This is a genomic window from Streptomyces sp. NBC_01214 (genome assembly GCF_026340975.1).
Lineage (GTDB): Bacteria > Actinomycetota > Actinomycetes > Streptomycetales > Streptomycetaceae > Streptomyces.
The window spans coordinates 1,806,263-1,833,260 of record NZ_JAPEOS010000003.1 but is presented as its reverse complement, the minus strand read 5'-3'; the positions used below and the strand labels follow the sequence as shown (position 1 = coordinate 1,833,260).

General features: G+C 69.7%; 30 protein-coding genes and 3 pseudogenes. 13 read left to right on the top strand and 20 right to left on the bottom strand.

Features of this window, described 5'->3' with window-relative positions:
- Positions 1-3 precede the first annotated feature (3 nt).
- The 5 genes from OG594_RS44870 to OG594_RS44850 all read right to left on the bottom strand — a co-directional run bounded on the left by OG594_RS44870 (position 4) and on the right by OG594_RS44850 (position 4,221).
- Complete coding sequence (locus OG594_RS44870; protein WP_266608375.1) at positions 4-1,491, bottom strand: helix-turn-helix domain-containing protein; 1,488 nt, start codon at positions 1,489-1,491, stop codon at positions 4-6.
- A gap of 3 nt (positions 1,492-1,494) precedes the next feature.
- Complete coding sequence (locus OG594_RS44865; protein WP_266608374.1) at positions 1,495-1,773, bottom strand: hypothetical protein; 279 nt, start codon at positions 1,771-1,773, stop codon at positions 1,495-1,497.
- A 993-nt stretch (positions 1,774-2,766) separates the two neighbouring features.
- Positions 2,767-3,171 (bottom strand): hypothetical protein, encoded by a 405-nt coding sequence (locus OG594_RS44860; protein WP_266608372.1) that lies wholly within the window; start codon positions 3,169-3,171, stop codon positions 2,767-2,769.
- Between the two features lie 250 nt (positions 3,172-3,421).
- Positions 3,422-3,703 carry a transcriptional regulator gene (locus OG594_RS44855; protein WP_266608885.1) on the bottom strand — a complete coding sequence of 94 codons (282 nt, stop codon included), beginning with the start codon at positions 3,701-3,703 and terminating at the stop codon, positions 3,422-3,424.
- 20 nt (positions 3,704-3,723) lie between these two features.
- A complete protein-coding gene (locus OG594_RS44850) occupies positions 3,724-4,221 on the bottom strand; it encodes a hypothetical protein (protein ID WP_266608370.1) in 498 nt (165 codons plus the stop codon).
- 399 nt (positions 4,222-4,620) lie between these two features.
- On the opposite strand from OG594_RS44850, the gene OG594_RS44845 reads away from it, so the two are divergent.
- Entirely contained in the window at positions 4,621-4,977 is a 357-nt protein-coding gene (locus tag OG594_RS44845) for a hypothetical protein (RefSeq protein WP_266608368.1), read from the top strand.
- A 507-nt stretch (positions 4,978-5,484) separates the two neighbouring features.
- Here OG594_RS44845 and OG594_RS47470 read toward each other — a convergent pair.
- A pseudogene (locus OG594_RS47470) lies at positions 5,485-5,928 on the bottom strand (YidB family protein); the annotation flags it as partial.
- 54 nt (positions 5,929-5,982) lie between these two features.
- Here OG594_RS47470 and OG594_RS44840 point away from each other — a divergent pair.
- Entirely contained in the window at positions 5,983-7,020 is a 1,038-nt protein-coding gene (locus OG594_RS44840; protein WP_266608366.1) for a hypothetical protein, read from the top strand.
- Between the two features lie 186 nt (positions 7,021-7,206).
- Here OG594_RS44840 and OG594_RS44835 read toward each other — a convergent pair whose 3' ends face one another.
- The 7 genes from OG594_RS44835 to OG594_RS44805 form a co-directional block, all read right to left on the bottom strand.
- Positions 7,207-8,826 carry a sulfatase-like hydrolase/transferase gene (locus tag OG594_RS44835; RefSeq protein ID WP_266608364.1) on the bottom strand — a complete coding sequence of 540 codons (1,620 nt, stop codon included), beginning with the start codon at positions 8,824-8,826 and terminating at the stop codon, positions 7,207-7,209.
- Entirely contained in the window at positions 8,823-9,065 is a 243-nt protein-coding gene (locus tag OG594_RS44830) for a hypothetical protein (protein ID WP_266608362.1), read from the bottom strand. The genes OG594_RS44835 and OG594_RS44830 overlap by 4 nt, the downstream gene beginning before the upstream one ends.
- A gap of 182 nt (positions 9,066-9,247) precedes the next feature.
- Positions 9,248-9,583, bottom strand: a complete 336-nt coding sequence (locus tag OG594_RS44825) for a YnfA family protein (protein WP_266608360.1) — start codon at positions 9,581-9,583, stop codon at positions 9,248-9,250.
- Between the two features lie 11 nt (positions 9,584-9,594).
- Positions 9,595-9,909, bottom strand: coding sequence for a hypothetical protein (locus OG594_RS44820; RefSeq protein ID WP_266608358.1), 315 nt, complete (start codon positions 9,907-9,909; stop codon positions 9,595-9,597).
- Positions 9,890-10,333 (bottom strand): MerR family transcriptional regulator, encoded by a 444-nt coding sequence (locus OG594_RS44815; protein WP_266608356.1) that lies wholly within the window; start codon positions 10,331-10,333, stop codon positions 9,890-9,892. The genes OG594_RS44820 and OG594_RS44815 overlap by 20 nt, the downstream gene beginning before the upstream one ends.
- A complete protein-coding gene (locus OG594_RS44810) occupies positions 10,330-10,686 on the bottom strand; it encodes a hypothetical protein (RefSeq protein WP_266608355.1) in 357 nt (118 codons plus the stop codon). Before OG594_RS44810 ends, OG594_RS44815 begins: the two co-directional genes overlap by 4 nt.
- 300 nt (positions 10,687-10,986) lie before the next feature.
- A complete protein-coding gene (locus OG594_RS44805; RefSeq protein WP_266608351.1) occupies positions 10,987-11,961 on the bottom strand; it encodes an aldo/keto reductase in 975 nt (324 codons plus the stop codon).
- A gap of 143 nt (positions 11,962-12,104) precedes the next feature.
- Between OG594_RS44805 and OG594_RS44800 the strand changes: the two genes are divergently transcribed.
- Complete coding sequence (locus OG594_RS44800) at positions 12,105-12,983, top strand: TauD/TfdA family dioxygenase (protein WP_266608349.1); 879 nt, start codon at positions 12,105-12,107, stop codon at positions 12,981-12,983.
- A gap of 63 nt (positions 12,984-13,046) precedes the next feature.
- Here OG594_RS44800 and OG594_RS44795 read toward each other — a convergent pair whose 3' ends face one another.
- From OG594_RS44795 to OG594_RS44785, 3 genes are all read right to left on the bottom strand, one after another.
- Positions 13,047-13,538 (bottom strand): SRPBCC family protein, encoded by a 492-nt coding sequence (locus OG594_RS44795; protein WP_266608347.1) that lies wholly within the window; start codon positions 13,536-13,538, stop codon positions 13,047-13,049.
- 390 nt (positions 13,539-13,928) lie between these two features.
- Positions 13,929-14,486 (bottom strand): XRE family transcriptional regulator, encoded by a 558-nt coding sequence (locus OG594_RS44790; RefSeq protein WP_266608345.1) that lies wholly within the window; start codon positions 14,484-14,486, stop codon positions 13,929-13,931.
- Between the two features lie 330 nt (positions 14,487-14,816).
- On the bottom strand, positions 14,817-15,698 hold the full coding sequence (locus OG594_RS44785; protein ID WP_266608343.1) for a LysR family transcriptional regulator: 882 nt from the start codon (positions 15,696-15,698) through the stop codon (positions 14,817-14,819).
- Positions 15,699-15,758: 60 nt separating this feature from the next.
- Here OG594_RS44785 and OG594_RS44780 point away from each other — a divergent pair, with 60 nt between their 5' ends.
- From OG594_RS44780 to OG594_RS44770, 3 genes are all read left to right on the top strand, one after another.
- A complete protein-coding gene (locus OG594_RS44780; RefSeq protein ID WP_266608341.1) occupies positions 15,759-16,124 on the top strand; it encodes a DoxX family protein in 366 nt (121 codons plus the stop codon).
- 483 nt (positions 16,125-16,607) lie between these two features.
- Positions 16,608-16,856, top strand: a complete 249-nt coding sequence (locus OG594_RS44775; RefSeq protein WP_266608339.1) for a hypothetical protein — start codon at positions 16,608-16,610, stop codon at positions 16,854-16,856.
- Positions 16,853-17,332 carry a hypothetical protein gene (locus tag OG594_RS44770; protein WP_266608337.1) on the top strand — a complete coding sequence of 160 codons (480 nt, stop codon included), beginning with the start codon at positions 16,853-16,855 and terminating at the stop codon, positions 17,330-17,332. Before OG594_RS44775 ends, OG594_RS44770 begins: the two co-directional genes overlap by 4 nt.
- A gap of 23 nt (positions 17,333-17,355) precedes the next feature.
- On the opposite strand, the gene OG594_RS44765 is transcribed toward OG594_RS44770, so the two are convergent.
- A complete protein-coding gene (locus tag OG594_RS44765) occupies positions 17,356-17,880 on the bottom strand; it encodes an NUDIX hydrolase (RefSeq protein WP_266608335.1) in 525 nt (174 codons plus the stop codon).
- A 197-nt stretch (positions 17,881-18,077) separates the two neighbouring features.
- Between OG594_RS44765 and OG594_RS44760 the strand changes: the two are divergent.
- Both OG594_RS44760 and OG594_RS44755 read left to right on the top strand, forming a co-directional pair.
- A pseudogene (locus OG594_RS44760) lies at positions 18,078-18,218 on the top strand (integrase); the annotation flags it as partial.
- A gap of 43 nt (positions 18,219-18,261) precedes the next feature.
- Positions 18,262-18,399: pseudogene (locus OG594_RS44755) on the top strand (XRE family transcriptional regulator); the annotation flags it as partial.
- A gap of 11 nt (positions 18,400-18,410) precedes the next feature.
- On the opposite strand, the gene OG594_RS44750 reads toward OG594_RS44755, so the two are convergent.
- Positions 18,411-19,604 (bottom strand): barstar family protein, encoded by a 1,194-nt coding sequence (locus OG594_RS44750; RefSeq protein WP_266608333.1) that lies wholly within the window; start codon positions 19,602-19,604, stop codon positions 18,411-18,413.
- A 227-nt stretch (positions 19,605-19,831) separates the two neighbouring features.
- On the opposite strand from OG594_RS44750, the gene OG594_RS44745 reads away from it, so the two are divergent.
- From OG594_RS44745 to OG594_RS44730, 3 genes are all read left to right on the top strand, one after another.
- A complete protein-coding gene (locus OG594_RS44745) occupies positions 19,832-19,987 on the top strand; it encodes a hypothetical protein (RefSeq protein WP_266608331.1) in 156 nt (51 codons plus the stop codon).
- A 445-nt stretch (positions 19,988-20,432) separates the two neighbouring features.
- On the top strand, positions 20,433-21,698 hold the full coding sequence (locus OG594_RS44735) for an IS701 family transposase (protein ID WP_266601835.1): 1,266 nt from the start codon (positions 20,433-20,435) through the stop codon (positions 21,696-21,698).
- A gap of 159 nt (positions 21,699-21,857) precedes the next feature.
- Positions 21,858-23,576, top strand: coding sequence for an amidohydrolase (locus tag OG594_RS44730; RefSeq protein WP_266608330.1), 1,719 nt, complete (start codon positions 21,858-21,860; stop codon positions 23,574-23,576).
- Between the two features lie 124 nt (positions 23,577-23,700).
- Here the strand turns inward: OG594_RS44730 and OG594_RS44725 are convergent, their stop codons facing one another.
- Complete coding sequence (locus OG594_RS44725) at positions 23,701-24,051, bottom strand: site-specific integrase (RefSeq protein WP_266608328.1); 351 nt, start codon at positions 24,049-24,051, stop codon at positions 23,701-23,703.
- Between the two features lie 158 nt (positions 24,052-24,209).
- Positions 24,210-24,644, bottom strand: coding sequence for a hypothetical protein (locus OG594_RS44720; protein WP_266608327.1), 435 nt, complete (start codon positions 24,642-24,644; stop codon positions 24,210-24,212).
- Positions 24,645-24,816: 172 nt separating this feature from the next.
- On the opposite strand from OG594_RS44720, the gene OG594_RS44715 reads away from it, so the two are divergent.
- Together OG594_RS44715 and OG594_RS44710 are read left to right on the top strand one after the other, a co-directional pair.
- On the top strand, positions 24,817-25,563 hold the full coding sequence (locus OG594_RS44715) for a hypothetical protein (protein ID WP_266608325.1): 747 nt from the start codon (positions 24,817-24,819) through the stop codon (positions 25,561-25,563).
- A 479-nt stretch (positions 25,564-26,042) separates the two neighbouring features.
- Complete coding sequence (locus OG594_RS44710) at positions 26,043-26,879, top strand: transposase (RefSeq protein WP_266608323.1); 837 nt, start codon at positions 26,043-26,045, stop codon at positions 26,877-26,879.
- Positions 26,880-26,998: the final 119 nt, after the last annotated feature.

The following is a 26,998-nucleotide window of genomic DNA, read 5'->3' as shown; positions in this document are numbered from 1 at the left end:
GGGCTAAGCAGCTCTGCCCGAACGGTGCGGCCCCAGATCGTCAGCAATGTGGTCGAGCCCTGCTTCGCTTTGGTTGAGGATCTGCCGGGCTCTGGAAAGCGCGATGTCGATGTCGATGTCGTCGTGGTCGGGCGCGGCGGGGTCCTGGCCGGTCCCCGTCAAGAGTTCGAACGGCGCAAGACGCTTCTGCAGCCCGCTGGCGTGCTCGAGCTCGGAGCGGAGAACTGCGATCTGCTCTTGGAGTCGCAACGCAAGTTCTTCGGCCCTGATCCTGGCTTGCTGTGCGCGCTTGAGTTCTTCCTTGGCGCGCACGGTTTGCTCTTGGGCCCGACGTAGACGGTCTGCAAGGTCGACGTGGGAGGGTGACGTGTCGCGCAGGCGGAATCGCGTTTCCTCGAAGGTGGCGATGTCCACTTGGAGCTTGCCGATCATGGCCATGAGAACGATGGCCAGCTTCTGTGCGTTCTCCATCGATTCACGCAGAGCCTGTTGCTGCTCCAGCGACGCCGTGAGCCGCTCGTACACCTCCATCTCACGTGAGCCGGTTCGAACAACTGCGCCGCGCGAGACCGCAGACCCCCTTGAGCTCGGCTTCATGGCTCGATCCCACAGGGACATGGCGTGGGCGAGCCGGCGTTCGGCGACTGCGGGAGCGGCGACTGCCCTCACCAGGGCGACGACGAATTCGTGGGGAGGGATCCTGCCGGCAAGGTAGTCAGAGATCCGAGGTTTGGGCATACGCAGCCTTCGGCTCAACTCGAAGGTTCTGATGCCAGCCTCGTCCACCAGGTGGCGCAGAAACGCCGCGAGATCGTGCGCCTCGCGGGTGGCCGCCCGGATGGGGCGGCGCGGTCGGCCCCTGCGGCCCGCGTGTTTGCGCTCAAGCGGGGCACTGTGTGCGCTGTGCCGCTCGATGGCCGGGCGAATGCGTCGGAGGGCTTGCGTCCAGTCCTCATGGCGGTGGGTGGGGACCTCGCATGCGGTCAGGTAGCTGCGCATCTGACGCTCGGAGATCGGCAGCGTCCTTCCCAGGCTGATGCGATGTGCGGTCGATCGCGGGAGGATGCCGATGCCGCCAGCCTCTCCTTCCATGGAGCGCATGGTCGGGCGGCCTGCCCACAGGTGCAGGTCACGGAGGCTGTTGCGCAGGTCGTCTGCCGTGGCGCAGAGTTTCGGATCGGGTGCGTGGTAGCTGTAGCGGGGCAGGATTGAGGCGTAGCGCGCCTTCTTCCACAGAAGCCGCGCTTGGGCCAGGTCTGCGTCGCAGGCCGCTCCGGGCGGTGTAGAGGCCATGACGTAGGCGAGAACGGTGCTGAGTTTGGGCACGCCAGCTCCCGAGGCGGCCCGCTTGAGGGTGGATGGTGACAGCTGGGCCACAGATGCGAGCTGGTCGTAGGTCACCTGCGAGGCGGCCCTGAGGGCGCGCAGGAAGTCGGCTAGGGCGGCGTGCTCGGGGACACTCCGGTCCACGGGCTTTTCGGGGCGCGCCACTGCCTACTTCTCCGGTCCCAGCAGGGCTCGTAGTGCGGCGCCGAACCGTCCTGCCCCTCCGGTGACGGTAAGGAGGACGACGCTCGAGCCGATGGCTCCGGATCCACCGATCAGCCACAGCACGTCGGCGACGGGCATGTGGAGAACGGCCAGCAGAGCCGCGGTGAGGAGGAAGGCGATGATGACGGCTGCATGAGCGGGACCGAATCCGGTCGCGGCCTGGGGCGGCGGGGGCGGGGGCGGGGAAGAGCTCGCAGAGGAGGAAGAGCGGGAACGAGGCATGGCGCAATCTCCTGATCGTGCGTCCTGCCGGCAGGGACCGCATGCCGACAGGACGAGGGCTACTGGCTCCAAAGGCGTTGCTTCACAGGGCGGTTGGCGCCGCCGGATGTGATGCCTGGAACTGAGCATCCCAGCTACTGAGCCGTTCGTGGATAGCACCAGAACAGGGCGCGGGGGGTTGGCTCATGGGCGTCCCGCTCCGGACTCTTTTCCCCGCTGGCACGTTCTGGCACACCACCCCCTGCAACCAGGGAGGACGTCACGATGGCTGTTCCGATGCGACCGGTTGGGCCCGCTCGTTAGCTCGGGCGCGTCCCAGTTGCACTTGCCTGCGCCAAGGTCCGATGAGACGGTCTCTAACGTGGCAGGCGCCTCACACGGCACCCCGCCCGTCATCCCTGATTGCTACTGGCTCCAACCTCGGTGAACAGGGACAATCGCAGGCCCATGTTGGCGCATGACCTGCAGTGCACGAGACAGGCACCTCCGCCGACGCGGTGGGTGCCTCTCTCGTTTCCCAACTCGTCGCGGATCGCGCCTCATAGCCAGTGTGGGCCTCATCGCCCCATCAACGTCCCGTTGCACATCGCGTGGTCCGGAATGCGCATCCTCGATCTGGACCGGCCACGCCAGCGCATGAGCCTGTACAGAACGTGCTCGCCGAAGGCACGCGTGACCACCTAGCCGTTTCCTCAACAAGGGCATCCTGCTCGAGCTGTGGCCAGTGCTCCGCAAGCTCATCAGCACGGCTGTCAAAGACGTCTGGGAAGAAGCGTTCCCCGAGCTGTGACCATGATTGACTTCCGTCCCAGCACCGCCACAGCAGGCGTTCTCACCGCAACTGCGGCAGTCCCGTCCAACCTGCAGGGCCGCAGATCAAAGGGCCCGAACAGGGTCCAGAATCTGTCGCAACCCACCTGCAGTACCACAGATCAAGGGCATGTAATCACCTCAACAATGGTGAGACCTCACACCAGATCAGGGCGGAAACGCTCAACGCGCGTCGAATGCCGCCTGCAACGCGTCCTCCGTGGGAGCTATGACAACCGCGTTCCCCTGAAGCTCCACAGGAAGGTGACGACGCTCCTTCTCGTCGAAAATCAGTGCCCCACCGTCCTGGGGGACGATTGAGGCTCCGAGGGCTGCCGCCAGCCCGGCGAGCACGCCGAGCATCTCGCCACGGGCAAAGTGGGTCGCCGTCACGCACTGCATCCCGCTTTCGCCGTGGGACGCGTGGTACAGGTCCGCTTCGCCCCCGTCCTCCGCGCGGAGCTGGGAGAAGCCCTCCTCCGGACCGCCCGCCACCACGTACGGCTCCGTCACATGCCGAAACCGTTCGGCGTCCAACGCGACGACCTCGCTGTCTACGAACCGGAGCAGGAAGATGCTGTAACTCACGGACGCACTCTGCCATGGTCATGATCCGCCGGACAGGGCCTGGATGTGGACGGCCCAGCCCGCAGTGCTCAGCGCGATGCCGAGCGTGATGCCGCCGTAGAACTGCCGCAGGTGACAGAGCGCCGCCCAGGCCGGCGGCCTCCCGCAGCACCACGCCCGCAGCGGAGGCGGCTTCCGCCTGCGCCCAGTACCACGTGGCGGCGGCTTGAGACCGCTTCCACGAACGCGACCAGCCGGCCGGGGCTCGGTCTTACGAGCCGACGATGGCGCGCAGGGCGGCCAGATGCGCCTGGTAGGCGTCGCGACCCCGTCGGGTGAGCCGTAGCCAGACGCGTTGGCGCGTGTCGCGGACGGCCTTGCGCTGCTCGACGTAGTCGGCGTCCATCAGCACGGTGACGTGCTTGCTCAGCACGGAGGCGGAGACATTGAGTTCTCGCTGGACGGTGGCGAACTCGGCTTCGCCTGCGGTGTCAAGCAGGGCGCAGATGCGCAGCCGGTTGGGGGCGTGGATGGTGATGTCGAAGCCATCCATGGGGTCGGCGGGGTCGGGGCTCACGAGTTCTTCCGGTGTAGACGGATGAAGGTGAGGTGGAAGGCGATCGATACCGCGGCGCCCACGGCAGAGGCGGCGAGCAGCACCACCGGATCGCCGGTGGTGCGAAAGGCGATCGCCGATCCCACCAGGAGCGCGGGCAATCCGACGGCCATCGGTACGGTGGCACGCTTGGGCAGCACGTCCAGGCGCAGTGCGACGCCGGTCTTCTTCTTCCAGGAGTTGGCAGCGGCGGCGAAGAGCGCCAGGTAGGCGGCGGTCATCACCGCCATGACGGTGGCCCAGGCGACCTTGGGCAGCAGCCACTCGGAAGCCGCCACCAGGCCGCCGTAGACCGGCGGGATGGCAGCTATGTACAGCGTGAGCGCGGTGGTGAACCACAGCGGCCACGGGGTAGCGGACAGGGCGGTGGTAGAGGCATGGATCTGCTCAGTCTCGGCCAGCGCGTCGCGAGCCTGCTGCGCCGTTGGTCGGATGACGCCCCCGTTGGTTTCCATGATGGAAAGACTAGGGGAGTGTTTCCATCATGGCAAGACTCGAATTTCCACAGCGGAAAGTCTGGTGTCACCCTCGCACGGGTCACCGGGCGGCGGCGAGACAGACGTCTGGCCCTGCAGACGGGCCGCGTCGGTCTTTGTGCATCGACGAGCCCGGCTCTATGGAACTCGACCGGCGAGGCGCCGAACTCCTCTTCAGCGCGGCCGCGAGGGACGAAGCCGTTGCGTTGCTGACGTGGAGGGCGCGGGCCAGGGATGTCGTGGTGTGAGGTTCGGCGAGAAGGCGCAGGGCGTCCAGCCGTGTGCGGCCCAGGATCGCGGCAAGGGCCTCGGCGGAGACGACCGGGCCCCCGCGGTGGGCGGGAACCCGGGACCGGCTGGGTACGTCAGGACCGCGGGATGGCCCGGGGTGTCCTGGAGAAGTGGGCCCGCCGGGTGGTCGAAGGTGGGCAGCAGAACCAGGCCGCGCCCGTCGAGCCAGACGTCGCGGTCCGGCGCTGCGCCGGGCCATTCCCACACGCCCTCGTGGAGCCGGCTGCCCGGGGCCAGGCCGGTCAAGGTGGCGGCCACGCCGTGCTCGGCGACCGTCAGGGCGTAGCGGGTGAACTCCTCACGGTGCAGACCCTGCACGACGGACCAGACCGGGGCGAGGAGCGTCTCGAACGCGGCCTGCTGGGCACGGTGCAGGGTGTGCCAGGCGGTTTCGTCGCCCGCGTGCAGGCCCGGATCCAGCGCGGAACGGTCACCGTCCCGTAGACCCGCTCCAACTCGACTCGGACGAGACCGGGGCTGGTGGCTCGGATCTGTTCGAAGCCGTCGGCCATGGTGTCGCCGATGACGTCGAGGAAGGAAGGCGGGCGACCCGCGGGAACAAGATCGGCGAGCGGGCTGCTTGCGGCTGGGAGGGATCGCAGGATGCGGCCGCGCCACGGCGCGAACAGCGGCCCGCCACGCTGGGTCACGGCTGCCGTCAGGGCTGCGTGTAGCTCCTGGAGCGGCGCCGGACGGGGTGCGAACCGGATGCGGGCGAAGTCCTCCGCGGTGAACTCGCAGCACTCTCACAGCTCCTCGTCCTGGGCCAGCCTTTCGGCCAGGGCCTGAACCTTCCCGTCGTGACGGCCCCGCACCAAGGATGTTCGTATGACTTCGCGACGCACTCTTTTGAAGGGCACCCCATTCGGGAGTACCGCCGCCCTGCTGCCCACGGCTGCGTCCGCATCCGGTGGAGGCCCGGTCCTCCGGATCGGAAACGGTCCGGCCGTCGGGCGCGGCGGTATCGACGAGTCCAGGGAGCCAGGCGGCAGGGTCAGCGGCCAGGTCGGCGGGCTCCCTTCCCAGACTCTCCGCGGTCCCGGCGAGCCGGGCCTCACCCACAGCCGCAACGATCTGGCCGGCGGTGATCGCCTCGTTGGGGCCGTCGCCCATCCACGACCGCACCTGCGACTCCAGGCCGGCATCGGCCAGGCTCTCCTCAGCCGAGATCGTCAAGGACGGCGCGCGGGCGGCCCTTGGACGTCTTCGACCTGGTCGTCGTCGATGAGGCGCACCGGATGTCCGGCCCCAACGTCGTCCAACCGTCAACGTCGTAGGCGGCCTTCGCGGAGCCCGGCCCGTGTGTCGGCGTTCGCGTGAAAGTGCACAGGGCGGTACGCGAAAACGTGCACACCCCCTGTTACGCAATGCAGGATCCCAGCGGCTGTCCGGCACAGCTGAGCCATCCGCCTGCGGACGGCTTGCCGGGTGGTCGTAGACTCGCGCGCCATGGAAGAGATGTTCGAGCTGGGGACCGTCAGCTGCCCGTCCGGCACCCTGGTGCTCATTGACGGTGGTTACCTGGGGCTGTGGAGCGGGGACCAGTCGCCGGCGGACATCGATCCGGCTGCCTTGGGTATTGAAGACGCTGCAATGGCCGCCGACGTAACGGGCGCCATTGACTTCGTGGTCAGCGGGCCGGACGCCTCCGAAGCCGTTCGGAGCTTTGACCGTCAGCCAGGCTCAAGGCTCCATGACATCCCGGCCTCGAAAGCCGCCGAATTCGAGGCGACTTTCGATGGACACTGCCGATCTGCCGGTCTTGACGCCCGGCTGAAGGCCCTGCCGGTTCGGGAGGCACATGCCCACAGGGCCCGCCGGACCGGCGAAGAGGGCGGTGGCGGCTTTTTGATGTTCGGGGTGCCCGTCGTTGCAGTAGGTGGCGTACCCCGAAGTCGGCACCTGCCTGTGCTGGCTAAACGGGTCGACTACGGCGACGGTGTCGGAGAACGCTGGTCCGAGATCTCGATCCGGATGAGTGAGGGCCGGGTGACGTCATCGGTTTCCTTGGGTGACATCGGCGTGGACTGGGCACGTGTGCTTTTCGGTGATGTCGACGCCCTGGGCCTCTGGCAGCACGATGAGCCGGCGGACGGCTTGGCCGATGTGGCGTTCTGGGGTGCCGATGCAGACGAAGCAGCCGCGACGTTTGCCGCACCCGAACTGGGCACGCTCGGCGAGGACGGCATTCGCGGGTGGACTGACCTGCCCGTCTCGGAGGCAAGGGACAGAGCACGCGCTCTGCTGAGATGGAAGGACGAGACCGGACGGCGCATGGCAGTGGACTTCCGACCGCACTCCCATCACTGGCAGATCATGCGCGAGATACGTGCTTCGCACGTCGAGGCCGGATCCGTGGAACTCGGTGATGCCCGAGTGCTGTGCGCGATGACGAGCTGGGGTGATGGCTTCTTCCCGGTGATCGCCGATCTGGATTCGTCCGGTGGCCTCCTCGCAGTGCGCGTGTGCTTCTCCGACGCGCCCTGAACAGCCGGCCCAGAGCGCGCGGGATGGGCACGTAGCGCCGTGCCTTGGTGAGCACTTTCATGCGTACGCCGACACGGTGGCCGCCGAGAGGCGCGCCACCCATCTGGGGCGAGCGGGGCCGGGAAATTCACCATAGGTTCGACGGAAGCGCAGGGGAGAGTGGGGCCGCCGTTCCTGGACGGGGGGTCAGCGTCCTTGTGCGGTGAGTGTCTCGGGTCGGTGGTCGTCGCCGTGCCAGGTGGGCCAGCCGAGCAGTCGGGGCCGTTCGGTGACCCAGTCGCGGGCGTCGGGGCCGATCTCGGCGTCGATGAGGTCCTCCAGCAGGGCGCGGTAGCGCTCGACGAGATCGTGGTGGGCGGGGTCGGTGGCCAGGTTGCGCAGCTCGGCCGGGTCCTGCTCGCGGTCGTAGAGGACGACGTCGTTGTCGGCCAGCAGCGCGTCGGTGTCGGTGGGGCGGTTGGGGTTGAGTGGGGAGAAGTAGCGGCCGAAGGTGTAGCGCTCGTCAGAGTAGGCGCGCAGGAAGCCGCGCTTGTTCCAGTCGGGGCGCAGGTCCCCGGATGCGACGCGCTTGGGCGCCTCTGGGTCGGCGAACTCGAACCAGAATGAGGCGTCGAGTGTTGTGATCGACTCGACAGCGTTCAGGATCCCTTGCCGTACCGGGCGGCCGTGGAGCACGGGCATCAGCGAGTGGCCCTTGAGCGCAGGGTGGCGGGTGGCGGTCTCGGTCGCATCGACGCCGGCGATTTCCAGCAGGGTGGGTGCGATGTCGACGGAGGAGGCTAGGGCATCGGTGCGTCCGCCGCCGGGCAGGTCGGGGTGGGCGATCATGAAGGGGACGTGGAAGTTCTCGTCGTAGACGAGGTTCCCCTTCTGGCGCAGTCCATGGGAGCCGGCCATCTCGCCGTGGTCGGAGGTGAAGACGACGACGGTACGGTCGGCCTGGCCGGAGGCCTCCAGGGCGTCGAGGACGAACTCGACGCTGCGGTCCACGTCGCGGATGGCGTTGAGGTAGAAGTTCAGACCGTCGTACCAGTGCTCGTCGTCGGCGACCGGTCCGAAGACGGTGTCCAGCATCCGCGTGTACTCGGCGACTGCGGGGGCCGCGCCGGAGAGGTCGTCGTGGAGGCTGGCGGGGAGGTCGAAGTCCCAGCGGCGTTGGTAGACGGGGATGTTCGCAGCCGCGCGGGTGACGACGGCGTGGGCGAGGCCGAAGGGCAGCTGGACCTGGGGGCGGCCGCCGTAGTCGAAGCTCATGATGTCGTGGGGGTTGACGAAGTTGACAGCCATGAACCAGGGCTGGTCCTCGCGGACGACCGGTGCGCGGTTGCGCAGCCAGCGTACGGCCTGGCCGGCGATGACGGGGTCGAGCTTGAGGCCGGCCCAGGCGCCACCGTCGATGTCGCCCCAGTCGTTGAACTCGCTGAAGCCGTAAGGCTCCAGGGCGTCGGTGGTCGGGCCAGGGTTTTCGGGTGTCACATAGCAGTTCGAGAGGTGCCACTTGCCCTGGTAGGTGGTGTAGTAGCCCGCCGCGCGGAGCATGGTGCCAAGGGTGCCCAGCGCGGGGTCGAGGGGGCGGATGTAGGGCATGTTGTCGTTGTCGTAGATCTGGGTGAGCGGCAGGTGTTGGCCCGTGTAGATCACCGATCGGGCGGAGCTGCACTGCGCCGAGGCGGTGTAGTAGCGCTCGAAGGTGGTGCCGCGGGCCGCGATCCGTTCCCGGGCTGGTAGTGAGTACCCCTTGGGGCGGGGCAGGGAGGCGCGCTCCTCGTCGGTGACGATCAGCAGGATGTTGGGGCGACCGGTCATGTCTTGCCCTTCGCTCGCCACGCGTCGACGGGGGTCGGGCGGTGGTTGGCCGCCTCGCGCGCTGGTACGGACGTCGTCGAATCTAGGGCGGGAAGTCGGTCGGGACCGTTCGGGACGCGGCCGACCACGGCCGGACGGGTGATCCGCATCGCCCGCTGGGGCCCGAACAGGATCCCGCTCATGAAGCCGAGGTGCCGCTCGCGCAGTTGGTGGGTGACCCGGTCCAGCCGCTCGGCCACGGGCTCTAGTGCTGGTGGACGGGCTCGTCGTGCGTGATCCTGCTCATCTCCGCGTTCAAGCTCGCCCGACACGACTGACCGCCAGACCGACCGGCACCGAGCCGGGGCACCCGCTCGACGCGTGGCGGGGGTCCAACGGCGCGGCTCGCGACGAGGGCGGGTGGGTGAGGTCTCGACGGTGGTCAGTGCGAGCGGGGCGCGTACATGATCACGGCCATGCCGGCGAGGCAGACCAGGGCTCCGATGACGTCGTAGCGGTCGGGGCGGTAGCCGTCGGCGACCATGCCCCAGGCGATCGACCCCGCCACGAAGATCCCGCCGTACGCGGCGAGGATGCGGCCGAAGTCGTCGTCGGACTGAAAGGTCGCCACCACCCCGTAGAGGCCGAGGGCGATGACGCCGGCGCCGATCCATGCCCAGCCCTTGTGCTCGCGGATGCCCTGCCAGACCAACCAGGCCCCGCCGATCTCGAACAGGGCGGCGACGACGAACAGGGCGACGGAGCGGGCGACAGTCATACTGCCGGACCCTACTGGCGGCCCGTAGGGCTGATCTTCAGCGGGTCGGCGGGTGCCGTGCAGCCGCACCTGCCCCCACCTGCACTCTTCGCTCCGCAAGAGCAGGAATAGCGGCGCTGCCCGAACCACCAGGTGCCGGCGGCGAGCACGGCCAGGACCACGGCGAGGGCGGGCAGCCAGCCCACCACCGCCCCGGCGCCAGCGCCGATGACCCCGGCGGTGATCAGGACGGGCAGTGCGCAGCACGCGACGCAGGCCAGGGCGGCCAAGCCCCCGAGCGCCTTCGGTGCGCGCCCGGGGTGGGGGTCAGCAGCAGGGTCCGGCATGGCGCTCCTTGGCGAGGTCGGTGAAGGGGATCGGGCAGCAGGCACTTCCGGCGCAGACGGTCAGGTCGTCGCAGCCCGCCTCGACGGCGGCGGCCAGGGCGGTGCGGATGGTGGTCAGGTCGGCGATCTTCGCGTCGACCTCGGCAAGCTTGGCGGCCGCACGGTCCTGGAGTCCCGCGACGGGGCGACCGTGGCGGTGGCGGCCCGCCTCCAGGAGCTCGGCGACCTCCTCCAGCGTGAACCCGAGGCGCTGAGCGGCCTTGATCACCCGCAGCGCGGTCACCGCGGCCTCGCCGTACAGGCGGTGGCCGCCGTTGCTGCGCTCCGGCTCGGCCAGCAGGCCGCGGCGCTCGTAGTAGCGCAGGGTCTGGATGTTCACCCCGGCCGCCTCGGCGACCTGGCCACTGCGCAAGCCCGCACTCACCGCTGCTCCCCGGCGGCCACGGTGCGCGCGGCCAGGGCGTCCAGGACCGCCCCGTGCTCCTGGTCCACCGCGACGTCCAGACGGATCAGGCCCGCACCGGGGGCGAGGGCGAAGGCGAAGAACGAGCAGCAGCCGCTCTCGCGCTCCACCAGGTCCCGGACCCGGTCCTCGACACCCGGCCCGCCGGCCAGGTCGAGGCGCAGGCGAAGCGGCTGCGGTCGGGTGAGCGCGGTCAGCCGTTCGAAGAACAGCGCATCCCACTCGGCGACCCGCAGGGGCCGCTCCTCGGTGGGCAGCGTGCAGGACTGCGGCACCCACGCCAGGTCGTTCATCGCGCTCACTCCCGTCGTCACGCCCCCCGATGGTGGGGACATCTCCGACGGTAAACCTGTACCCGGGTACAGGATGCAAGCCCCCAGGGCACACGACGGTCCGCCGGCAGCGCTCAGGCCCGCGCTCCGCGCACGCGGCCGGTCCGACCCTTGGGGCCGAGCCAGGATTGTTCGGCTTCCCTCATGAGGAGGTGGAAGGTCAGGGGGTGGGTGGCGAACCGGGGCAGGCTCGCGGGCAGCTCCGCGCGGGCTGCGTCGCGGGCGCGACAGCAGTGGTCTGGTCGCCGAACCGCGCGGCGAGCAGGAAGATCGGGGTCGTGCCTACTGCTCGAGGCGGGACAGGTCCGGAGCCCGGGCGCCGAACGCTTCGGTGATGCACTGGCCGACGGCCTCGAACTGCCCTGGGGCCAGGCGTACGGACAGGGCGGCGAGGTTGTCGTCGAGGTGGGCGCGGCGGCGGGTGCCTGGGAGCGGGACGATCCGCTCGGGGCGGGCCAGGAGCCAGGCGAGGGCCAGTTGCGCGGGCGTGCACCCGGTCTCGACGGCGAGCTCGCGCAGGCGTTGGACCAGGGTGAGGTTGGCGGCGAGGTTGGCGCCCCGGAAGCGGGGCTGGGCGTGGCGGACGTCGTCCCGGTGGAGGCTGCCCGTGGAGGTGAGGGTGCCGGTGAGCAGGCCGCGGCCGAGGGGTGAGTAGGCGACGAGGGTGACGCCGAGGTGGTGGGCGGTGGGGAGGATCTCGCGTTCGAGTGCGCGGGTGAAGAGGGAGTACTCGCTCTGGAGGGCGGCGACGGGTGCGGTGGCGCAGGCGCGGCGCAGGGTGTCGGCGTTGACCTCGGAAAGGCCGATGTGGCCGATCTTTCCGGCGGTGACGAGGTCGCGCATGGCGCCGATGGTGTCCTCGACGGGCACGGTGGGGTCGCGGCGGTGGAGGTAGTAGAGGTCGATGTGGTCGACGCCCAGGCGGGCCAGGGAGGCGTCGCAGGCGGCTCGGGCGTGGGCCGGGGTGGAGTCGATGCGTCGGGAGGTGGGGTCCGGGCCTCGGACGACGCCGAACTTGGTGGCGAGGAACACCTCGTGGCGGCGGCCCTTGATGGCGCGGCCGACGAGTTCCTCGTTGGTGTACGGGCCGTACATGTCGGCCGTGTCCAGGTGGGTCAGGCCGCGGTCGAGGGCGTGGCGGATGGTGGCGAGCGCCTCCTGTGGGTCGGCCGGACCGTAGAAGTCGGACATGCCCATGCAGCCCAGGCCCAGTGCCGGCACCAACGGACCATGAGTGCCCAGTCTCCTGTGCTCCATCGGTCCGGCGCCCCTCCCCTGTCCTGAAAGCGGTGCTCCCGGCGTGCGCGGGCCCGCGCGGCCTTACACCCAGGGTGGCGGACTCCTATCCTGCGCGGGTGAGTCGGGGTGGCTTTCGGCGTGAAGGGACTCTGATGCGGCCGATGGACGACACTGCCACCGCGGGCTGGACCCGGGAATCCTTGCGCGACCGCCGGACGTTCCGGATCCCGTACACGCACGACCACGCCGCGCTCGCCGTACGGCTGCGCCGCGCGCTCGAACACGGCCCCGGCTTCGCGGTGGTGACGGGCACACCCGTCGCCGCACTGGCCGTCCGGGATGCGCAGGCCTTCGCCGTGGCGATGCTCGGCCCCCTCGGTACCGCGCTCGTGCAGGGCCGCGGTGGCGACCGCGAGCGGGCGTGGCTCGTCCGCGACGAGGGCGTCAGCGCCCACACCGGGGAGGGCCGCTTCCACGAGAACGCGTACACCTCGAAGTCGCGCGGCTACCTCCACCTCCACAACGACCGGGCCGTACAACCGTTCGGGCAGGATCCCGACCTGCTGGCCCTGTTCACCCACCGCCGGGCCCTCCGGGGCGGGGCCTCCCTCCTCCTCGACGGACGCACTCTGCACCAGCTCCTGGCAGCGGAGCACCCGCGGGCACTGTCCGAGCTCAGTACGCCCTACCCGGTCGACCGCCGCCACGTCACACCCCTGGGCGAACCCGAAGTGATACAGGTCCCCGTGTTCGACACGGTCGGCGGGCGCATGGTCGTGCGGTGCAACACCAAACGCATCGAGACTGCCGCCGCACTGACCGGACAGCCCCTGCCGGAGGGCAAGCAAGCCGCACTGGACACCCTGAAGCGCGTGCTGGCGCGCCCCTCCTTGAGGATCCGCATCCTGCTGGACGACGGCGACTGCCTCCTGACCGACGACCGCCGCATCCTCCACGGCCGCACCGCCTACGAAGACGACCCCGCCCCCGACCGGCGCCGCTGCCTGATCCGCCTGATGCTCCACCGACACCCCAACTGACCACGACCCGCAACACCTCCGGCCCACGCCGCCCGAGCCCGTCGTTGGTGTTCCGCAAGCAGATCAGCCCTTCGCTTCGCGGACGTCCTTTCCCTGCTCGGCGAACGCCTTGAAGTCCTGCATGTGCTGCTGCGACTGCTTGCGGAAGGCGCCGGGCATCAGGAGCCCCACCAACCGCATCAGCAAGCCACTGAACCGGTACTCGTTCTCACTCACCCAGAGCGTCGTCCCCGGACCGGCCTCGGTCAGCCGGTCGCGCACCGCGCTCCACATGCCCTCGCCGACGATCTCGCGGTCGAAGCGAACGACACTCCCTTTCGAGATCCCATGCAGGTCAGCCGGTTCCCGGCAGGTGATCGTCTCAGTGCACTCGAACGTGCGCTGCCCCATCTGCATCACCACCCGCGACGTGGTACCGACCTGCCCGTGCACCCCACTCAGCGGCTCGTGCAGCACCAGGCCCCGCAGCCACATCGGCAGGTAGGCCGGGTCGGCGAGCAGCTGGGCCACCCTCTCCGGCGGCAGGGCGATCTCGATCGAGACGGTGTACTTCATGGCAGAGCCCTCCAGGTCATCGCCGGACCAGATCCCTGAGCGTTCTCACCGATCACTGCTGTACCGATGTCCCGGAGGTCGCACAGACCTCGTGGGCTTGGATCAGCCGCAGGGGGCTCCGACAGCCTGCCGGCTGTCGTGCCGGGTTCACCCGACAGCGGGCTGAATGCTGCCGACCGGGGGCGGTGACCGGCGACGTGTGACGGCAGCCGGGATCCAGCCCGCGGTCGGCAGCGTCACGGGGCTGAGAGCAGCCCGTCCGAAGGCCGCTCCCCGCAATGGCCATTGCACCCCTGTTCCAGGTGGTGCCTGGCATTGACGCGCTCGAACGCGGCGGCGCCCCACCCGGACAGCCCGCGTCCGGGTGAGGCATCCCGCCGGCGGTGGGGTTCAGAGGGAGACGTCGAAGTAGTCGATGTCGCTGAACTCGACCCGGAGCTGGCCGGCTCGGGTTCCGCCGTCCTTGAAGTAGATCTCCTGGAGTCCCTCGGCGACGATCGCGCGCAGTTCGCGGTCGTCGGCTCCCTGGGCGCGGGCGTCGAAGAGGGGTTGGGCGTAGGTGGCGGGGAGGTGGACGGTGAGGCGGCGGACGCGGCCGTCGTCGGTGGTGCCGGCGGGGGCGGTGTAGCCGAAGCGGGCCCGGGTCTCGACGGTGATCCCGGTGCTGGTGGCGGCCTCCTTGCGGCGGCGGCCACGCACCACCGGCTGCCAGCGGGCCCGTACGGCCGCGTCGATGCGGTCCGCGACATGCTGGGGCGGGGTCTTGCGGTCGCCCTTGCGGTAGTAGCGCTCGACCGACCGCTGGCTGACCCCGAGCTCCGCGGCGACCGCGCGGGTGGTCTTGAGCTGCTTCAGCAGGAAGTTGATCCGGCCCTTCAGGGTCTTGGGCGGGTCCTTGGTGAAGGCCTCCTGGTCGGCGCGGACGATGGCGTCCTCGATCTCTCCCACAGCGGTTCAGTCCGCCTCTCCCCCAGCGGTTCAACTCCTCAACACAGAAGTCCGTACGTGGCCTGTCCTGTCGGTCGTGGCCTGCGGCTGGGGGCGCCGCTGGCCACGGTCCGGTTCTATTCGCCGTCGTCGAGGACGGCGTCGCCGCCCTTGATGTGGCGGGCGGAGTTGAGGCGGGTCAGTTCGGTCAGAGGTCACGGCCCATGCGCACCCGGCCGAGGCGGTCGCCGCGTGTGTATCCCCATGGTGGGCGAGCCGTTCAACGCAGCCGCCGCCGGAAGTAGTTCCGATTTGGCCGCGCAGCGCGCCGGCAGTCTGTCGGCCCCGTCGTCAACTCCGGCTCAACCGCCGCGCGATGGCCGCCAGCAGCTCATCCAGTGGCGCCTCGCCCGTCTGCCCCCGAGGCCGGGCCAACCCCACCCGGCTGGGCGAGACCCCGGAGACTGGACGGAACACCACGCCCGGGTGGGAGTAGAAACGGGGCACCGACGCAGGGGCCAGGGCCACGCAGCCGCCAGCCACCGCCCCGAGCCACTCGTCGGGACGGCTGGTGACCACGCCGACCCGGACGGGGTGCCCGTCCCGCTCCTCAATGGCCAGCCAGTACTCCCTCCATGCTCCGGTCTCGGCTCCGGCCGCGACGAACGGCTCGTCCAACAGCTCCCGGAACTCCACCTTCTCGCTGTTCGCCAGCGGATGCCGAGCTGGTAGCAACACCCCACGCTCCTCAACGAACAACTCCCGCACCGCCAAACTCTCCTGTCCCGGAAACGGCAAACGCACCACTGCCGCATCTACCTCCCCCCGAGCCAAGCCGGCACTCGGGTCCGACCAGTCGAACTGCCGCAGTTCTACCCGCCACTCCGGCTGCGCCCGGCGGAACTCGGCAATGACCTCAGGGACGGCACCCACTGCGCCCGCGTCCAGGAAGCCCAGGCGCAGCACCCGCGCTGCCCGGCCGGTTGCCTGCACCGCCTCGTCCCAGCCGTCCAGCAGTGCGGGCACCCGCGAGGCGAGCTCACGACCAGCTCTGGTCAGCGCCATCCCCGACCGTGAACGCGCGAAGAGCCGTACCCCGAGACCGTCCTCCAGGCGCCGGATCTGCTTGGTCAACGCAGGCTGCGAGACGAACAGCCTCTGCGCTGCCCCGGTCAGGCTGCCCTCCTCCGCCACTGCGGCGAAGTACCGAAGCAGGCGCGTGTCGATATCCATGCCACCAGGTTATAGAAGCAGGTATTGGACGATGCCGAAGTGCCCGCGGACCCTGAAGACATGAACGGTACCCAGCTCGCGCTCCTCGTCGTCACCCTGCTCACCGCAGCCGTCAACGTCGGTATCGCCGCCGCCGACCTCGCCGGGGCGCGCTTCGTGCTGACCAACTCAGCGGAGGTGGGTGTTCCCCGATCCTGGCTGCCCTGGCTGGCCGCCCTCAAGCTGGCTGGTGCGGCGGGCCTCCTCCTCAGCCTCTTCGACGCCGCACCGCGCCTCCTCGGCGCCGCCGCGGCCTGCGGCCTCGTCCTGCTCTACTTGGGCGCGCTCGCCTTCCATCTGCGCGCCCGCGTGCTCTACAACCTCGCGTTTCCCGGCTTCTACTTCGCCACCGCCGTCGCCTCGCTGGCATTGACCGTGTCCTCCTGATGGCGACACCACTCAATGTTCGATGAGACCACTCAGCCTTCGCTGCGACGTCACTGAAGCACTCGATGGGATGCACCCCTGGCGCACGAGCGAAACCGCGTCCCGGGCAGGCCGGTTGCCGAGGGCATGAACGACGAGAACGTGATCACGATCGATCCGGGGCCACGAGCCGGCCGCCGTCGCGGCGGCGCAGCGGATCTCCGAGCTGTTCCTCTCCAGCGGCCCGGGCGAGGCCGAGGTGCAGGTGCTGGTGTACGCCGACATCAGCCGGAACGCGGATGAGGGCGGCTACCTCGACCCCGAGGAGCAGGCGGAGGACGCAGGCGCGTTTCTTCGGTGAACCCGCTCCCCCAGCGGAGTGAGCCACCCCCAACCCGGCGCGTTCGGGCGGCCGGTGACCCGGTATCACCAGGCTCATGATCACTGGAGTCCCGGCCCCCTTGCAATCACCCCAGACATCGCTGCACGTTCCCGGCCGAGCTGATGGAACTGAGGGTCGGCTGCCGCCGCCCGCCCGAGGAGCCCGTCCCCGGTCTGCCCCGCTACCGCGTCGCCAGCAAGGTCGTCAAGGCCAGCCGTTGGGCGGCACCGACGATGAGTACGTTCATCGGCCAGCTCGGCAGCACGCGCAAGACCGAACGCGCCCGACTCCAGGCCGACCACGACCGAGCTGTCCGCGTCGTCGCCGAGATCGACGCCGCCCGCACCACCATGAACGAGGACTCGGCATGAGAATCTCCACAGCCCAGCGAGCCGAGAACGAGAACCGCATCAGGGCCACCATGGACCGGCTCCTTCGAGGTGAGATCCCGCCCGGCAGAAAGTGCGACATCAAGCCCCTCGCCGGCGAGGCCGCGGTCGACCGCACCGCGTTCTACGGCAGCCGCCCCTACTCTCACCTCCGCGTCGAGTTCGAGCGGCGCCTCCAGGCCCTGCACCAGGCCGGAGAGATCCCCGACCCCCGCGAAGCCCAAATCATGCGACTCAAGGCGGAGATCACCAAGCTCAAAGACCGGCTGACCCAGTCGGAACAGACGATCGACGAACTCACCGACTTCCGTACTCAGGCCCTGGCCCGGCTCGCCGCACAACACGAAGAGATCGTCCGGCTCCGCGAACCCTCCGCCGAAACCACCCAGGTCAGGCGCTCGCCTTCCAGTACCACGAACCACAGTGATCGGGTCATGCAGCTGAAATGCCCGCCCTGAACCGAGGCAACCTGCATCGCCGATCACCCGGCTGCCACTTCGCCCGCACCGCTGTCGGACCCGGAATCCAGATATCGGCGCAGAGCTTCCCGCCCTCCCGGAACGAAGCACCATTGATCAACGACTTCGCGCAGTTCGGCAACCGGCAGCCAGTCCAGCCAGTCGATCTCACCCGGGTCCGGGACCAGGGACTCCGACGACAAGAGGGCCTCATGCACCCCGAACCATATGGGGCTAATCCCTTCCCTGCAGAAGAATTTGAACAGGAAGCGCACCGGCACGCGAACGCCGAGCTCTTCAGCCAGCTCGCGGACCGCCGCCTCCTCATACGACTCACCCACGTCCACGGCGCCGCCGGTCATCACGTCGTAGTGGCCCGGGAACCGGGACATCGTCTCTGCCCGGCGCACAACCAAGATCCGCCCTTCGCGGTCTCGGCAGATCGTTGTTGCAATGCGATGCGGCCAGTTCTCGCGCACCGCCTCGTCTCGCTCGGCTATCCCCAACACGCGGTCATGCTCATCGACATGCTCAACCAGTTCGCTCACGGAGGCACGATCTCAGCACCCACTGACAACCCGGCCCCACGAGCACCAGCAGCGAGTCATCCGCATCACAGGAAACCCCGTGGAAAGCAACACGGCCGACGATCTGCGTCGCGAATGCGCCCGCTACACCTGGCCTGCTCAATCGCGACACGAGGTCATCCGCACACGGCCTCTGCGGACACAAGGCACACGTACATCACATCACGCACCTGATCGAGTTCGGATACCCGGAGCGGTTCGTCCAGAACCAGGTCGGTCACGCCTACGCGTCGACGACGGCGCTGTACACCTGGGCGTCGGACGAGTACCGCAACCGGTTGCAGGAGGCGTCGCTGCGCCGCGCCGCACGGAGCGCGCGGGTAGGAAGGGGATGGGGCCGCGGTGATGAAGAGGATGGGGTTCGAGTGGAACCTGCGCCGGCTCATGGCGGAGCGGGAGATGCACCAGACGACGGACCTGGTGCCGCTGCTCGCCAAGTACGGGGTGCACCTGTCGCGTGAGCAGGTGTTCCGGCTGGTCCGTCGCCTCCCTCACTGGAGCACGACGGTGACGCCGCGCTTGCGCAGGAGGTCCACGGTCACCTCGAAGTAGGACCGGCCGCCGAGGTGGTGCATGACGTGTCCGGCGAGGGCCTGGCGGGCGATGTCGGCGTGGTGCCAGACGAGGGTGAACGGGGGGACGACGGAGGGCCCGCCGCCCAGGTAGTCCTGCACCGAGTCCAGACATCTGCCGTAGTTGGCGCCAGGGCCGAGCAGGGCTTCGCCGAGCGCCAGGAGCATGCTGGTCCTGTCGGTGACGTGCTGTCCGTCCAGGTGGTACGTCCCGCCGGAAAGGCCCTCCGGCTCGTACGGGTCGACGCGGGTGAGGTCCAGCCACTCGGACTGGCCTTTGGCGTCGAACTGTGCCCATTGGTTGGGCAGGGTCGGAACGCCGTCGGACCAGATCTCCCAGACTTGGCGGGCGGCCAGAGTGGGGCGGTCGTCGCCGGGGTCGGTGATGGTGACGTCGATCAGGGCTCCGCCGAGGACGGACGGGCGTGCCTCGACGGTGTCTAGGTCGAGGCGGTACCTGGTCATCGTTCGGCCGTGGCGGTCGAGGGGCCTGAGCGTGATCGGGGCGCCCTTCTGTGGAAGGGAACGACACAGCAGGGCCAGAAGCGGTGCGGCGGGTTCGCAGCCGATCAGGTGCACGGGCTGGGTGGGGCGCTGCGGGCGCGGGGTGAACAGGCCGTCAATGGAACGGCAACTGCCCGATGGGCTGTCCCCCCGGATCGAGGGGAACCACAGGTCGAACCGCGGACTCGAAGGCAGCCGCTTGCTGCCCCAGTAGTCTTCTTCCCTGACGCCGGTGCCCACGACGACGTCCACGCGCCCGGGATCGCCCGGCGTGGGCCACTGAGCCAGGACAGCCGTGTCCTCCAGGTCCCAGAAGAGGGCCGGCCCGTCGTTCGAGGGATCCACAGGCTCGATCGAGAGCATTCCGTCCCCCAGCAGCTGCACCGGTTGGGCGCTGTCCGCCACGGCCTGTACCAGCAGGCTCTCACGCGGGCAGCCGCGTAGCGTCAGGACCTCTCGCGGCAACGGAGGCGCGTCCATGAACAGGCCCTCGACCTCCGCGCACCGCCCCCACAGCACCCCCTCCTCCTCACCGCTGATGTCGTCCCGCACCAGGAGATACCGGACCGGGAAGTCCCGCTCCCACCCCACATGTTCCTCGGACTGCACGCTTCTCCCCTGCTACCAGACTGTCTTGGCGCGCTCACCCTACGGTTCGCTGACGCCGATGCCCTCCTCATATCGCGTGCTCGGAATGACGCTCCCCGCCAGTCGGCGGCTACGGCTGGACCACCGAACGCCGCCGCTACGCCAACGACCTCGGCTCCGACGTCACCCTCGGCGGCGTCACCGCCCGCTCCAACCGCCAGAAGTCCGACCAGGACCCGGCCACCTGGATGCCGATGCCCGTGTTCCACTGCCGCTACCTCGGCGAATGGGTCGCCACCAAGCACCGCTGGGGCCTCGCCATCGACCCGGCCGAGCACGAGGCACTCCTGCGGTACGCGGCCGACTGCCCCAACGCCCGCATCACCTACGACCCTGCCACCTGACCGACTGGCGGTCGCCGGGGCGGTCTGGGTCGCAGACGGGTGCACGCCACACACCCCGGCGAATGCGACCGCGAGCCAGGTTCAGTGTGGCGCGCCCGGAGCTCATTGCCACTGTGCGAGGGCCGGGTCGACCTGGAGATCGGGACCATCGACCACGTCGCCCCGGAGACCAGGGTCGCGGAGCTGGTCACGCTGAGGTTGTCGGCTGGCCTCAGGGCCGGGCTGGTCCGGGGCCTGCCGGGGCCTGATGTGCTACCGCCACACCGGTGACCTCGGAGACGGCTTCCTTGCCCCCTCCGCGGGCCCGGTTCCCCGACCGCGCTGCCCCGTTCCAGTGAAGTCCGGCCGTCCTCGGCGAAGTTTGCCCACGTCGCTTCTAGTAGGGCTTGGTCAGGTTGGGGCTGGCGTTGCGTGTCCTAAGGGCTCGGTGTGTCGTTCTAGACGTGTGACGCCGGAGGAAATTGCATCTGTACGTGGCGAGTTGGAGGACTTTGCGGCGGAGGTTTTCGAGCCGTTCGCGCGGAAGGATCAGCGTCGGTGGGGGCGGGTTTACCTGCGGGGCCTGCTCACGGACGGGCAGCGCAAGTCGGTCGAGCCGATGGCCGCCAGGCTGGGCGAGGACGGGAACCGTCAGGCCCTGGCCCACTTCATCACCACCAGCCCGTGGGATCCGGCGCATGTGCGGGCCCGGCTGGCCTGGAAGATGGAAAAGGCGATCCGGCCCACCGTGCTGGTCTTCGATGACACCGGCTTCCTCAAAGACGGCAATGCCTCGGCGTGTGTGTCGCGGCAGTACACCGGCACCGCGGGCAAGGTCACCAACTGCCAGGTGGGAGTCTCGCTGCACCTGGCCTCGGATCACGCCTCGGCGGCGGTCGACTGGCGGCTGTTCCAGCCCGAGACCTGGGACCCCGCCTCGCCGAAGGCAGACCCCGACAAGGTCGCCCGACGCACCGCCTGCCAGATCCCCGACGACATCGGGCACGTGGAGAAATGGCAGCTCGCACTCGACATGCTCGACGAGACCCGTTCCTGGGGCATCGAGGTGCCGGTGGCCATTGCGGACGCCGGTTACGGAGACGCGGCCGCCTTCCGGCACGGCCTGCAGGCCCGGAGCCTGAACTACGTCGTGGGAATCTCCACCACCCTCTCGGCCCAGCCCGGCCACGCGGTGCCCGTGGCTGACCCGTACTCCGGGATCGGGCGCCGGCCGGTGGCGAAGTACCCGGACAAGTCGCAGTCGGTGAAACAGCTGGTCATCGCGGCCGGCCGGAAAACAGCGAAGCCGGTGCAATGGCGTGAGGGCTCCCGGCCCGGCACCGGCCGCAGCGGCTTCAAGCGGATCTACTCGCGGTTCGTGACCCTGCGGATCCGGCCCGCCGGCCGCGAGGTCCGCCAGGCGGCCGACGGCCCGGAGCTGCCCGAGTGCTGGCTCCTGGCCGAATGGCCCGCCGACCAGGCCGAACCCGTCCAGTTCTGGCTGTCCGACCTGCCCGCCGACACCCCGCTGACCACCCTGGTCCGCCTGGCCAAGCTCCGCTGGCGCATCGAGCACGACTACCGCGAGATGAAACAGGCCCTGGGCCTGGCCCACTTCGAGGGCCGCACCTTCAACGGCTGGCACCACCACGTCACCCTCGTCTCCGTCGCGCACGCCTTCTGCACCTTGCAACGACTGGCCAGAGCCCCAAAAGACACGGCGCCGGCCTGAGCCTCTACCGCATCGTTCGCGAGCTACAGACCCTCCTCGCGACATGGACCGGCGTCTGCCCCACCTGCCACCGCGGCATACCCACACCAACACCAACCTGACCAAGCACTACTAGGCTCGGGCCGCCTTCACCATCCTCCTACCGAACGGGATATCAGCATGGCCGAGCAGGCCGACCTCATCCTCCACGGCGGCGACATCGTCACGCTCGCGGAGCACGGCGACGAACGGGGCGAAGCGGTGGCCATCAAGGACGGCACCATCGTCCTCGTCGGCCCCGCGCAGGACGTGCTGGAACGCTGGCGCGGCCCGCATACCGTCGTGCGGGACCTCGGGGGCCTCGCCCTGCTGCCGGGGTTCATCGACGCGCACGGGCACCTCGGCGGCATCGGCCTGCAGGCCGTCATCGCCAACCTGCTCGCCGACCCGGACGGCGACGTCACCGACCTCGCCGCTCTGAAGGACAAGCTGCGCTCCTGGGCTGCGGGACCGGTGGGTGCGGACTCCGATTGGATCATCGGCTTCGGGTACGACGACGCGATGCTCGCCGAGCGCCGGCACCCCACCCGCGACGACCTCGACGAGGTGTCCACGGACCGCCCGGTGCTCGCCATCCACCAGTCCTTCCACCTCGGCGCGGTGAACAGCCTCGGCCTGAAGCGGCTTCGCTACTCGGCCGCCACCCCCGACCCCGAGGGTGGGGTGATCCGGCGGCGCGAACTCGCCGTCCCGCCCTCGTACGGCGAGCCCGACGGCGTGCTGGAGGAGAAGGCGTTCACCCCGGCCTCGGACCTGGCGCTCGTGGGGCTCCCGGAACGGGAGCTGCTGATGCTGTTCGCGACGGGCGCGGCCACGGCGGCGAGCTTCGGCTTCACCACCGTGCAGGAGGGCGGCACCACCCTCGCCAACCTCAAGGCGCTGCGGGACACGGCCGCCGCCGTGCCGCTCCCGGTCGACGTGGTCGCGTACGTGAAGGCCGATGAGGCAACCTCGTCCACGCTCGACGACCCCATCGGGGTGAGTGACGAGTACGTGGACGGCGTCCGCGCGGCCGGCGTGAAGCTGGTCCTGGACGGCTCGCCACAGGGGCGCACCGCGTGGCTCACCACGCCGTACCTGACGCCGCCGCCCGGACAGCCCGAGGGCTACTGCGGGTACCCGGCGGTGCCGGACGACGCCGTGGTGGCCAAGCAGATCGGTACGGCGGTCGAGCGGGGCTGGCAGGTCCTGGCGCACGTCAACGGCGACGCGGCGATCGACCAGTTCCTCAAGGCAGTCGCGGCCGCCGGGCCGGGCCGGCGGCCGACCGTGGCGATCCACGCGCAGACCGCCCGCGAGGACCAGGTCGACGCATTCGCTTCGCTGGGAATCCTGCCGTCCTTCTTCTCGATGCACACCTACTACTGGGGCGACTGGTACCGCGAGACCGTCCTCGGCACGAAGCGGGCGGAGAGCATCTCCCCCGCCCGCTGGGCGCTCAACAAGGGCCTGCGCTACACCTCGCACCACGATGCCCCGGTGGCGCTGCCGAACTCGATCGCCGTGCTGTCCAGCCAGGTGACCCGCCGCACCCGCACCGGCCACGTCCTCGGCCCCGACCAGCAGGTCTCCGCCCTGGACGCGGTTCGCGCGATCACCATCAACGCCGCCCGCCAGTACGGCGAGCAGGACCGCAAGGGCAGTATCGAGGTCGGCAAGCTCGCGGACCTGGTCATCCTCAGCGCGAACCCGCTGACGGTCGACCCCGAGCAGATCCGCGACATCAAGGTGATCGAGACCATCAAGGACGGCACCACTGTCCACCCACCCGCACCCACCGACCGGGCTTCCGGAACCCCCTCGACCGCACCCACCCCGCAGTGGGGCTGCTCCTGCTGAACCGGCGCGCCCCTGCCCCACCGCGCCCGGCGGCTGCGGCCGCCAGGCGTGCAGACGTCGCTGCGGCCTGCCGCTGCCAGTCACACCCCCTGACGCTCGTCAGCCTGCGCCTCATCGGGGGGTATCACCGAGGTGAGCCCAGAAGCCGCCAATAGTTGATCTCGGAGGTGTCAGCCCTTCCGCCGGGCGGCGGGGTCGCGTTCGGCGACGTGCCGGGCGACCGCTCCCCGGGGCGGGCGTACCGCTCCGGGGAGCGGACGGAGACGTACCGGGAGCGGGCCAGCAGCATCGGGGGGATGTGCCCCTCGGCGTCGTGCGTCAGGGCGCTGTGGCGAAGCCGGTGGAGTGTCCAGCCGTCCGGATCCTCGATGTCCTCGGGGGAGGCGACGGGGTTGGCCAACAGCCGGGTGTTCTCCTCGAAGACCTCCTCAGCCCGGCGCCAGGAGAGCCGGGCCCTGCTGGTCTCGTGGCACACGTCGAGCGTGGGCGTTCCGCCCGGGGCCTTGCGGTCGGTGAGGATCAGCGGGCCGCCGGTGCGGCGGGCGATGAGCCGGGGCAGCAGCTGGGCGGTGCCCGACTGGACGAGGTCCTTGCCTTCCCGGCTTCGCCCGACCAGGTGGGCGCTGCGGCCGCCTAACCAGAGACCGCCCGCTGGTCCGGGGACCGGACCCAGGGAGCGAAGCGCTGACCGGGTACTGCATCCTCACGCCAGTAGCGCAGGACGGTTTCCTGGACGATGTCGAGTCGCTCTGCGGCGATCAGGCACGAGACCGGCTCTTGCCCTCCCGCATCGGCCTCGAAGGCGACCACGACGGGCGGTTTCTCGCCGAGCTGACGAGTGACTTTGAGGAGCTCGTCGGGCGACGGTGCGCGGAAGGTCGGATCGTAAAACACCGACGGGCAGTTGACGAATAGCGGATCACCGAAGACCAGCTCCAGGCTGTGGTAATACGACAGGTCGTAGTTGGCAGCGAGCCTGAGCTGCCCGCCGTCCCAGGCAACAACGTCCCAGTCCCACCAGGACCCCTTAGGGAGCTGGATCCCAACATGCGCTCCTTCGACGTCCACCCGCGCCCTCCTGCCGTTCGAACAGATCGACAGGCTACACAGCGGTTATGGACGTGCGACTTGACCAGTTAGGACCCTGAGGTGTCTTCACTGGGCCGACGAGCTCCGCGATCCGCACGCCGAGGTGCCCGGCCTGCCGGGGAAGGTCGAGGCCACGGCGGCGGAGGTGAAGATGGCCATGCAGCTGATCGACGCCCTGGCCGTGGAGTGGGAGCCGGAGTCCTTCCACGACTCCTTCCGCGAGAAGGTCGAGGCCCTGGTGAAGGCGAAGGCCGCCGGGGAGACGACGGTGGAGAAGGCCGAACCGGCGGCGGAGCCGACCGGTGCCGTCGACCTCATGGAGGCCCTGCGCGCCAGCGTCGAGCGGGCCAGGAGTCCCAAGGACACCGGCGACAAGGCCGCCTCCCCCGGCACCCGGGCGGCGCGCGGGCAGAAGGCGCCGGCCGCAAAGAAGCGGGCGCGCTCCGGGCCCGCGGCCAACGGCCAGGAGCTGATGGCACTGACGAAGTCCGCGCTGTACGAGAAGGCGGCCGCGGCCGGCGTAGGGCCTGACCGCCCCGTGGTGGGAGGTCCTGCACTGGCACGGTCGCGGTCAGGCCATCGTGACGCGCAGGACGTACGGCTCACCCGTACTGATCGCCTGCGCCTGTTCCCTGAGGTCCGCGTCCGTGAAACCGAGCAGCGCCTCATCCGCGGCCCTGCGAAGCAGCGGGAGGATCTCGGCGACGGGCCGGCCGCGACGCGCTTCGGCGAGCTCGGCGAAGGCCCGCTGGTAGGGAGCTCCGTACGTGCTCGCGCTGTCGGCCAGCAGCCGGTCAAGGTGCTGCCGCTCGATGCTGATCTCGCCCATGGCCCGCTCCTTCGGTCCTCCGGGGCCCCGGTCCGGACCCACGTCTTCGACGCTACGAGGCGGGTCTGACATTGATACTCGTAGCGGGTTCCGGTGGTCGTGGCTCAGGGTCTGACTGACGCCCTGCTGGGCTGTCCTGCTGCTGTTCTGTCCGACCACCGGGACCCGTTCTTCATGGCTCCGGCCAGGTGGAACATGACCTGATAGGAGCTTGGCCACAGGCCCCCTCAATGTCCTGTCTGACCCACCCGGCCGGAGTCACCGCCCGCCAGGAAGGCAGCAAACAGGATGACAGTGAAGACCACACCCGCCACCCAACTGGAAGCGGTGTTCGGCGGAGTGGACTCCCACGCGGACACGATCCACGTCGCTGTCATCACCGACCAGGGCGGCCACGTCGCCGACGCCGAGTTCCCCACGACGGCCGCCGGATACGCCGCAGCGATCGCGTTCCTGAACGCCCACGGCACGGTGACCGCCGTCGGCGTCGAGGGCACTCCTCCTACGGCCTCGGGATCACCCGCGCTGCCCGCCGCGCGCGCCTCACCGTGGTCGAGGTCAACCGGCCCGACAAGGCCGAGCGGCGCCGGATCGGCAAGTCGGATCCCATCGGCTCCTATGCGGCTGCCCGCGCCGCTCTGTCCGGCCGCGCATCGGTGATCCCCAAGGACGACACCGTCAGCGGCATACGCGCGTTACACAACGCGGCCCGGTCCGCCGCCAAAGCCCGCACCGCCACCCTGAACCAGATCACGCACATCCTCATCACCGCCCCGGACGACATCCGCGTCAAGTACACCGCCCTGCGCGGCAAGACACAGGTCGACGCCCTTTCCCGACTCCGCCCCACCGGCGACGGACCGCGCGTCGCCCTCCTGACCGCCCTGAAGACCCTCGCCCGCCGGGTCCAGGCCCTCACCGCAGAACACGACACCCTCACCGCCGCCCTGGATGCCGCCGCCACCAAGCACAACCCCGGCCTCCGCGCCGCGTTCGGTGTCGGCCCCGACACCGCGGCCCAGCTGCTGGTGACCGCCGGCGGCAACCCTGACCGCCTGCGCCCGGAGGCATCCTTCGCGGCCCTCTGCGGCGCCGCACCCGTCCCCGCCTCCAGCGGCAGGACCAACCGCCACCGCCTCTCCCGGGGCGGCGACCGCGGAGCCAACGCTGCCCTCTACCGCATCGCTCTCGTCCGCATGTCCAGCGACGCCCGCACCCGTGAATACGTCGCCCGGCAGACCGCCGCCGGACGCACGAAGAAGGAGATCATCCGCCTCCTCAAGCGCGCGATCGCCCGGGAGATCTTCCGCTACCTCACCACACCGGTCAGCTCCCGGACATCTCCGACCTTCGGCCAGCACGCCAGGCCAAGAACATCACCCTGACCACCGTCGCCGAGCACTTCAGCGTCTGGCCTGCCGTGATCTCCTGCATCGAACGCGGCACACGCCGCGACGACGACCTCGCAGGCGCCTACCGGGACTGGCTCACCGCCGCTTGACCT

Bases quoted from the DNA above. Each gene is read 5' to 3' on its own strand.
- OG594_RS44825 (WP_266608360.1), bottom strand. From the start codon at position 9,583: ATGACTGTCGCCCGCTCCGTCGCCCTGTTCGTCGTCGCCGCCCTGTTC.
- OG594_RS44775 (WP_266608339.1), top strand. From the start codon at position 16,608: ATGGAACTGAGGGTCGGCTGCCGCCGCCCGCCCGAGGAGCCCGTCCCC.
- OG594_RS44800 (WP_266608349.1), top strand. From the start codon at position 12,105: ATGGACGACACTGCCACCGCGGGCTGGACCCGGGAATCCTTGCGCGAC.
- OG594_RS44850 (WP_266608370.1), bottom strand. From the start codon at position 4,221: ATGGAAACCAACGGGGGCGTCATCCGACCAACGGCGCAGCAGGCTCGC.
- OG594_RS44835 (WP_266608364.1), bottom strand. From the start codon at position 8,826: ATGACCGGTCGCCCCAACATCCTGCTGATCGTCACCGACGAGGAGCGC.
- OG594_RS44715 (WP_266608325.1), top strand. From the start codon at position 24,817: ATGGCCATGCAGCTGATCGACGCCCTGGCCGTGGAGTGGGAGCCGGAG.
- OG594_RS44865 (WP_266608374.1), bottom strand. From the start codon at position 1,773: ATGCCTCGTTCCCGCTCTTCCTCCTCTGCGAGCTCTTCCCCGCCCCCG.
- OG594_RS44780 (WP_266608341.1), top strand. From the start codon at position 15,759: ATGAACGGTACCCAGCTCGCGCTCCTCGTCGTCACCCTGCTCACCGCA.
- OG594_RS44805 (WP_266608351.1), bottom strand. From the start codon at position 11,961: ATGGAGCACAGGAGACTGGGCACTCATGGTCCGTTGGTGCCGGCACTG.
- OG594_RS44840 (WP_266608366.1), top strand. From the start codon at position 5,983: ATGGAAGAGATGTTCGAGCTGGGGACCGTCAGCTGCCCGTCCGGCACC.
- OG594_RS44745 (WP_266608331.1), top strand. From the start codon at position 19,832: ATGCCGATGCCCGTGTTCCACTGCCGCTACCTCGGCGAATGGGTCGCC.
- OG594_RS44820 (WP_266608358.1), bottom strand. From the start codon at position 9,909: ATGCCGGACCCTGCTGCTGACCCCCACCCCGGGCGCGCACCGAAGGCG.
- OG594_RS44845 (WP_266608368.1), top strand. From the start codon at position 4,621: ATGGCCCGGGGTGTCCTGGAGAAGTGGGCCCGCCGGGTGGTCGAAGGT.
- OG594_RS44795 (WP_266608347.1), bottom strand. From the start codon at position 13,538: ATGAAGTACACCGTCTCGATCGAGATCGCCCTGCCGCCGGAGAGGGTG.
- OG594_RS44770 (WP_266608337.1), top strand. From the start codon at position 16,853: ATGAGAATCTCCACAGCCCAGCGAGCCGAGAACGAGAACCGCATCAGG.
- OG594_RS44785 (WP_266608343.1), bottom strand. From the start codon at position 15,698: ATGGATATCGACACGCGCCTGCTTCGGTACTTCGCCGCAGTGGCGGAG.
- OG594_RS44855 (WP_266608885.1), bottom strand. From the start codon at position 3,703: ATGGATGGCTTCGACATCACCATCCACGCCCCCAACCGGCTGCGCATC.
- OG594_RS44730 (WP_266608330.1), top strand. From the start codon at position 21,858: ATGGCCGAGCAGGCCGACCTCATCCTCCACGGCGGCGACATCGTCACG.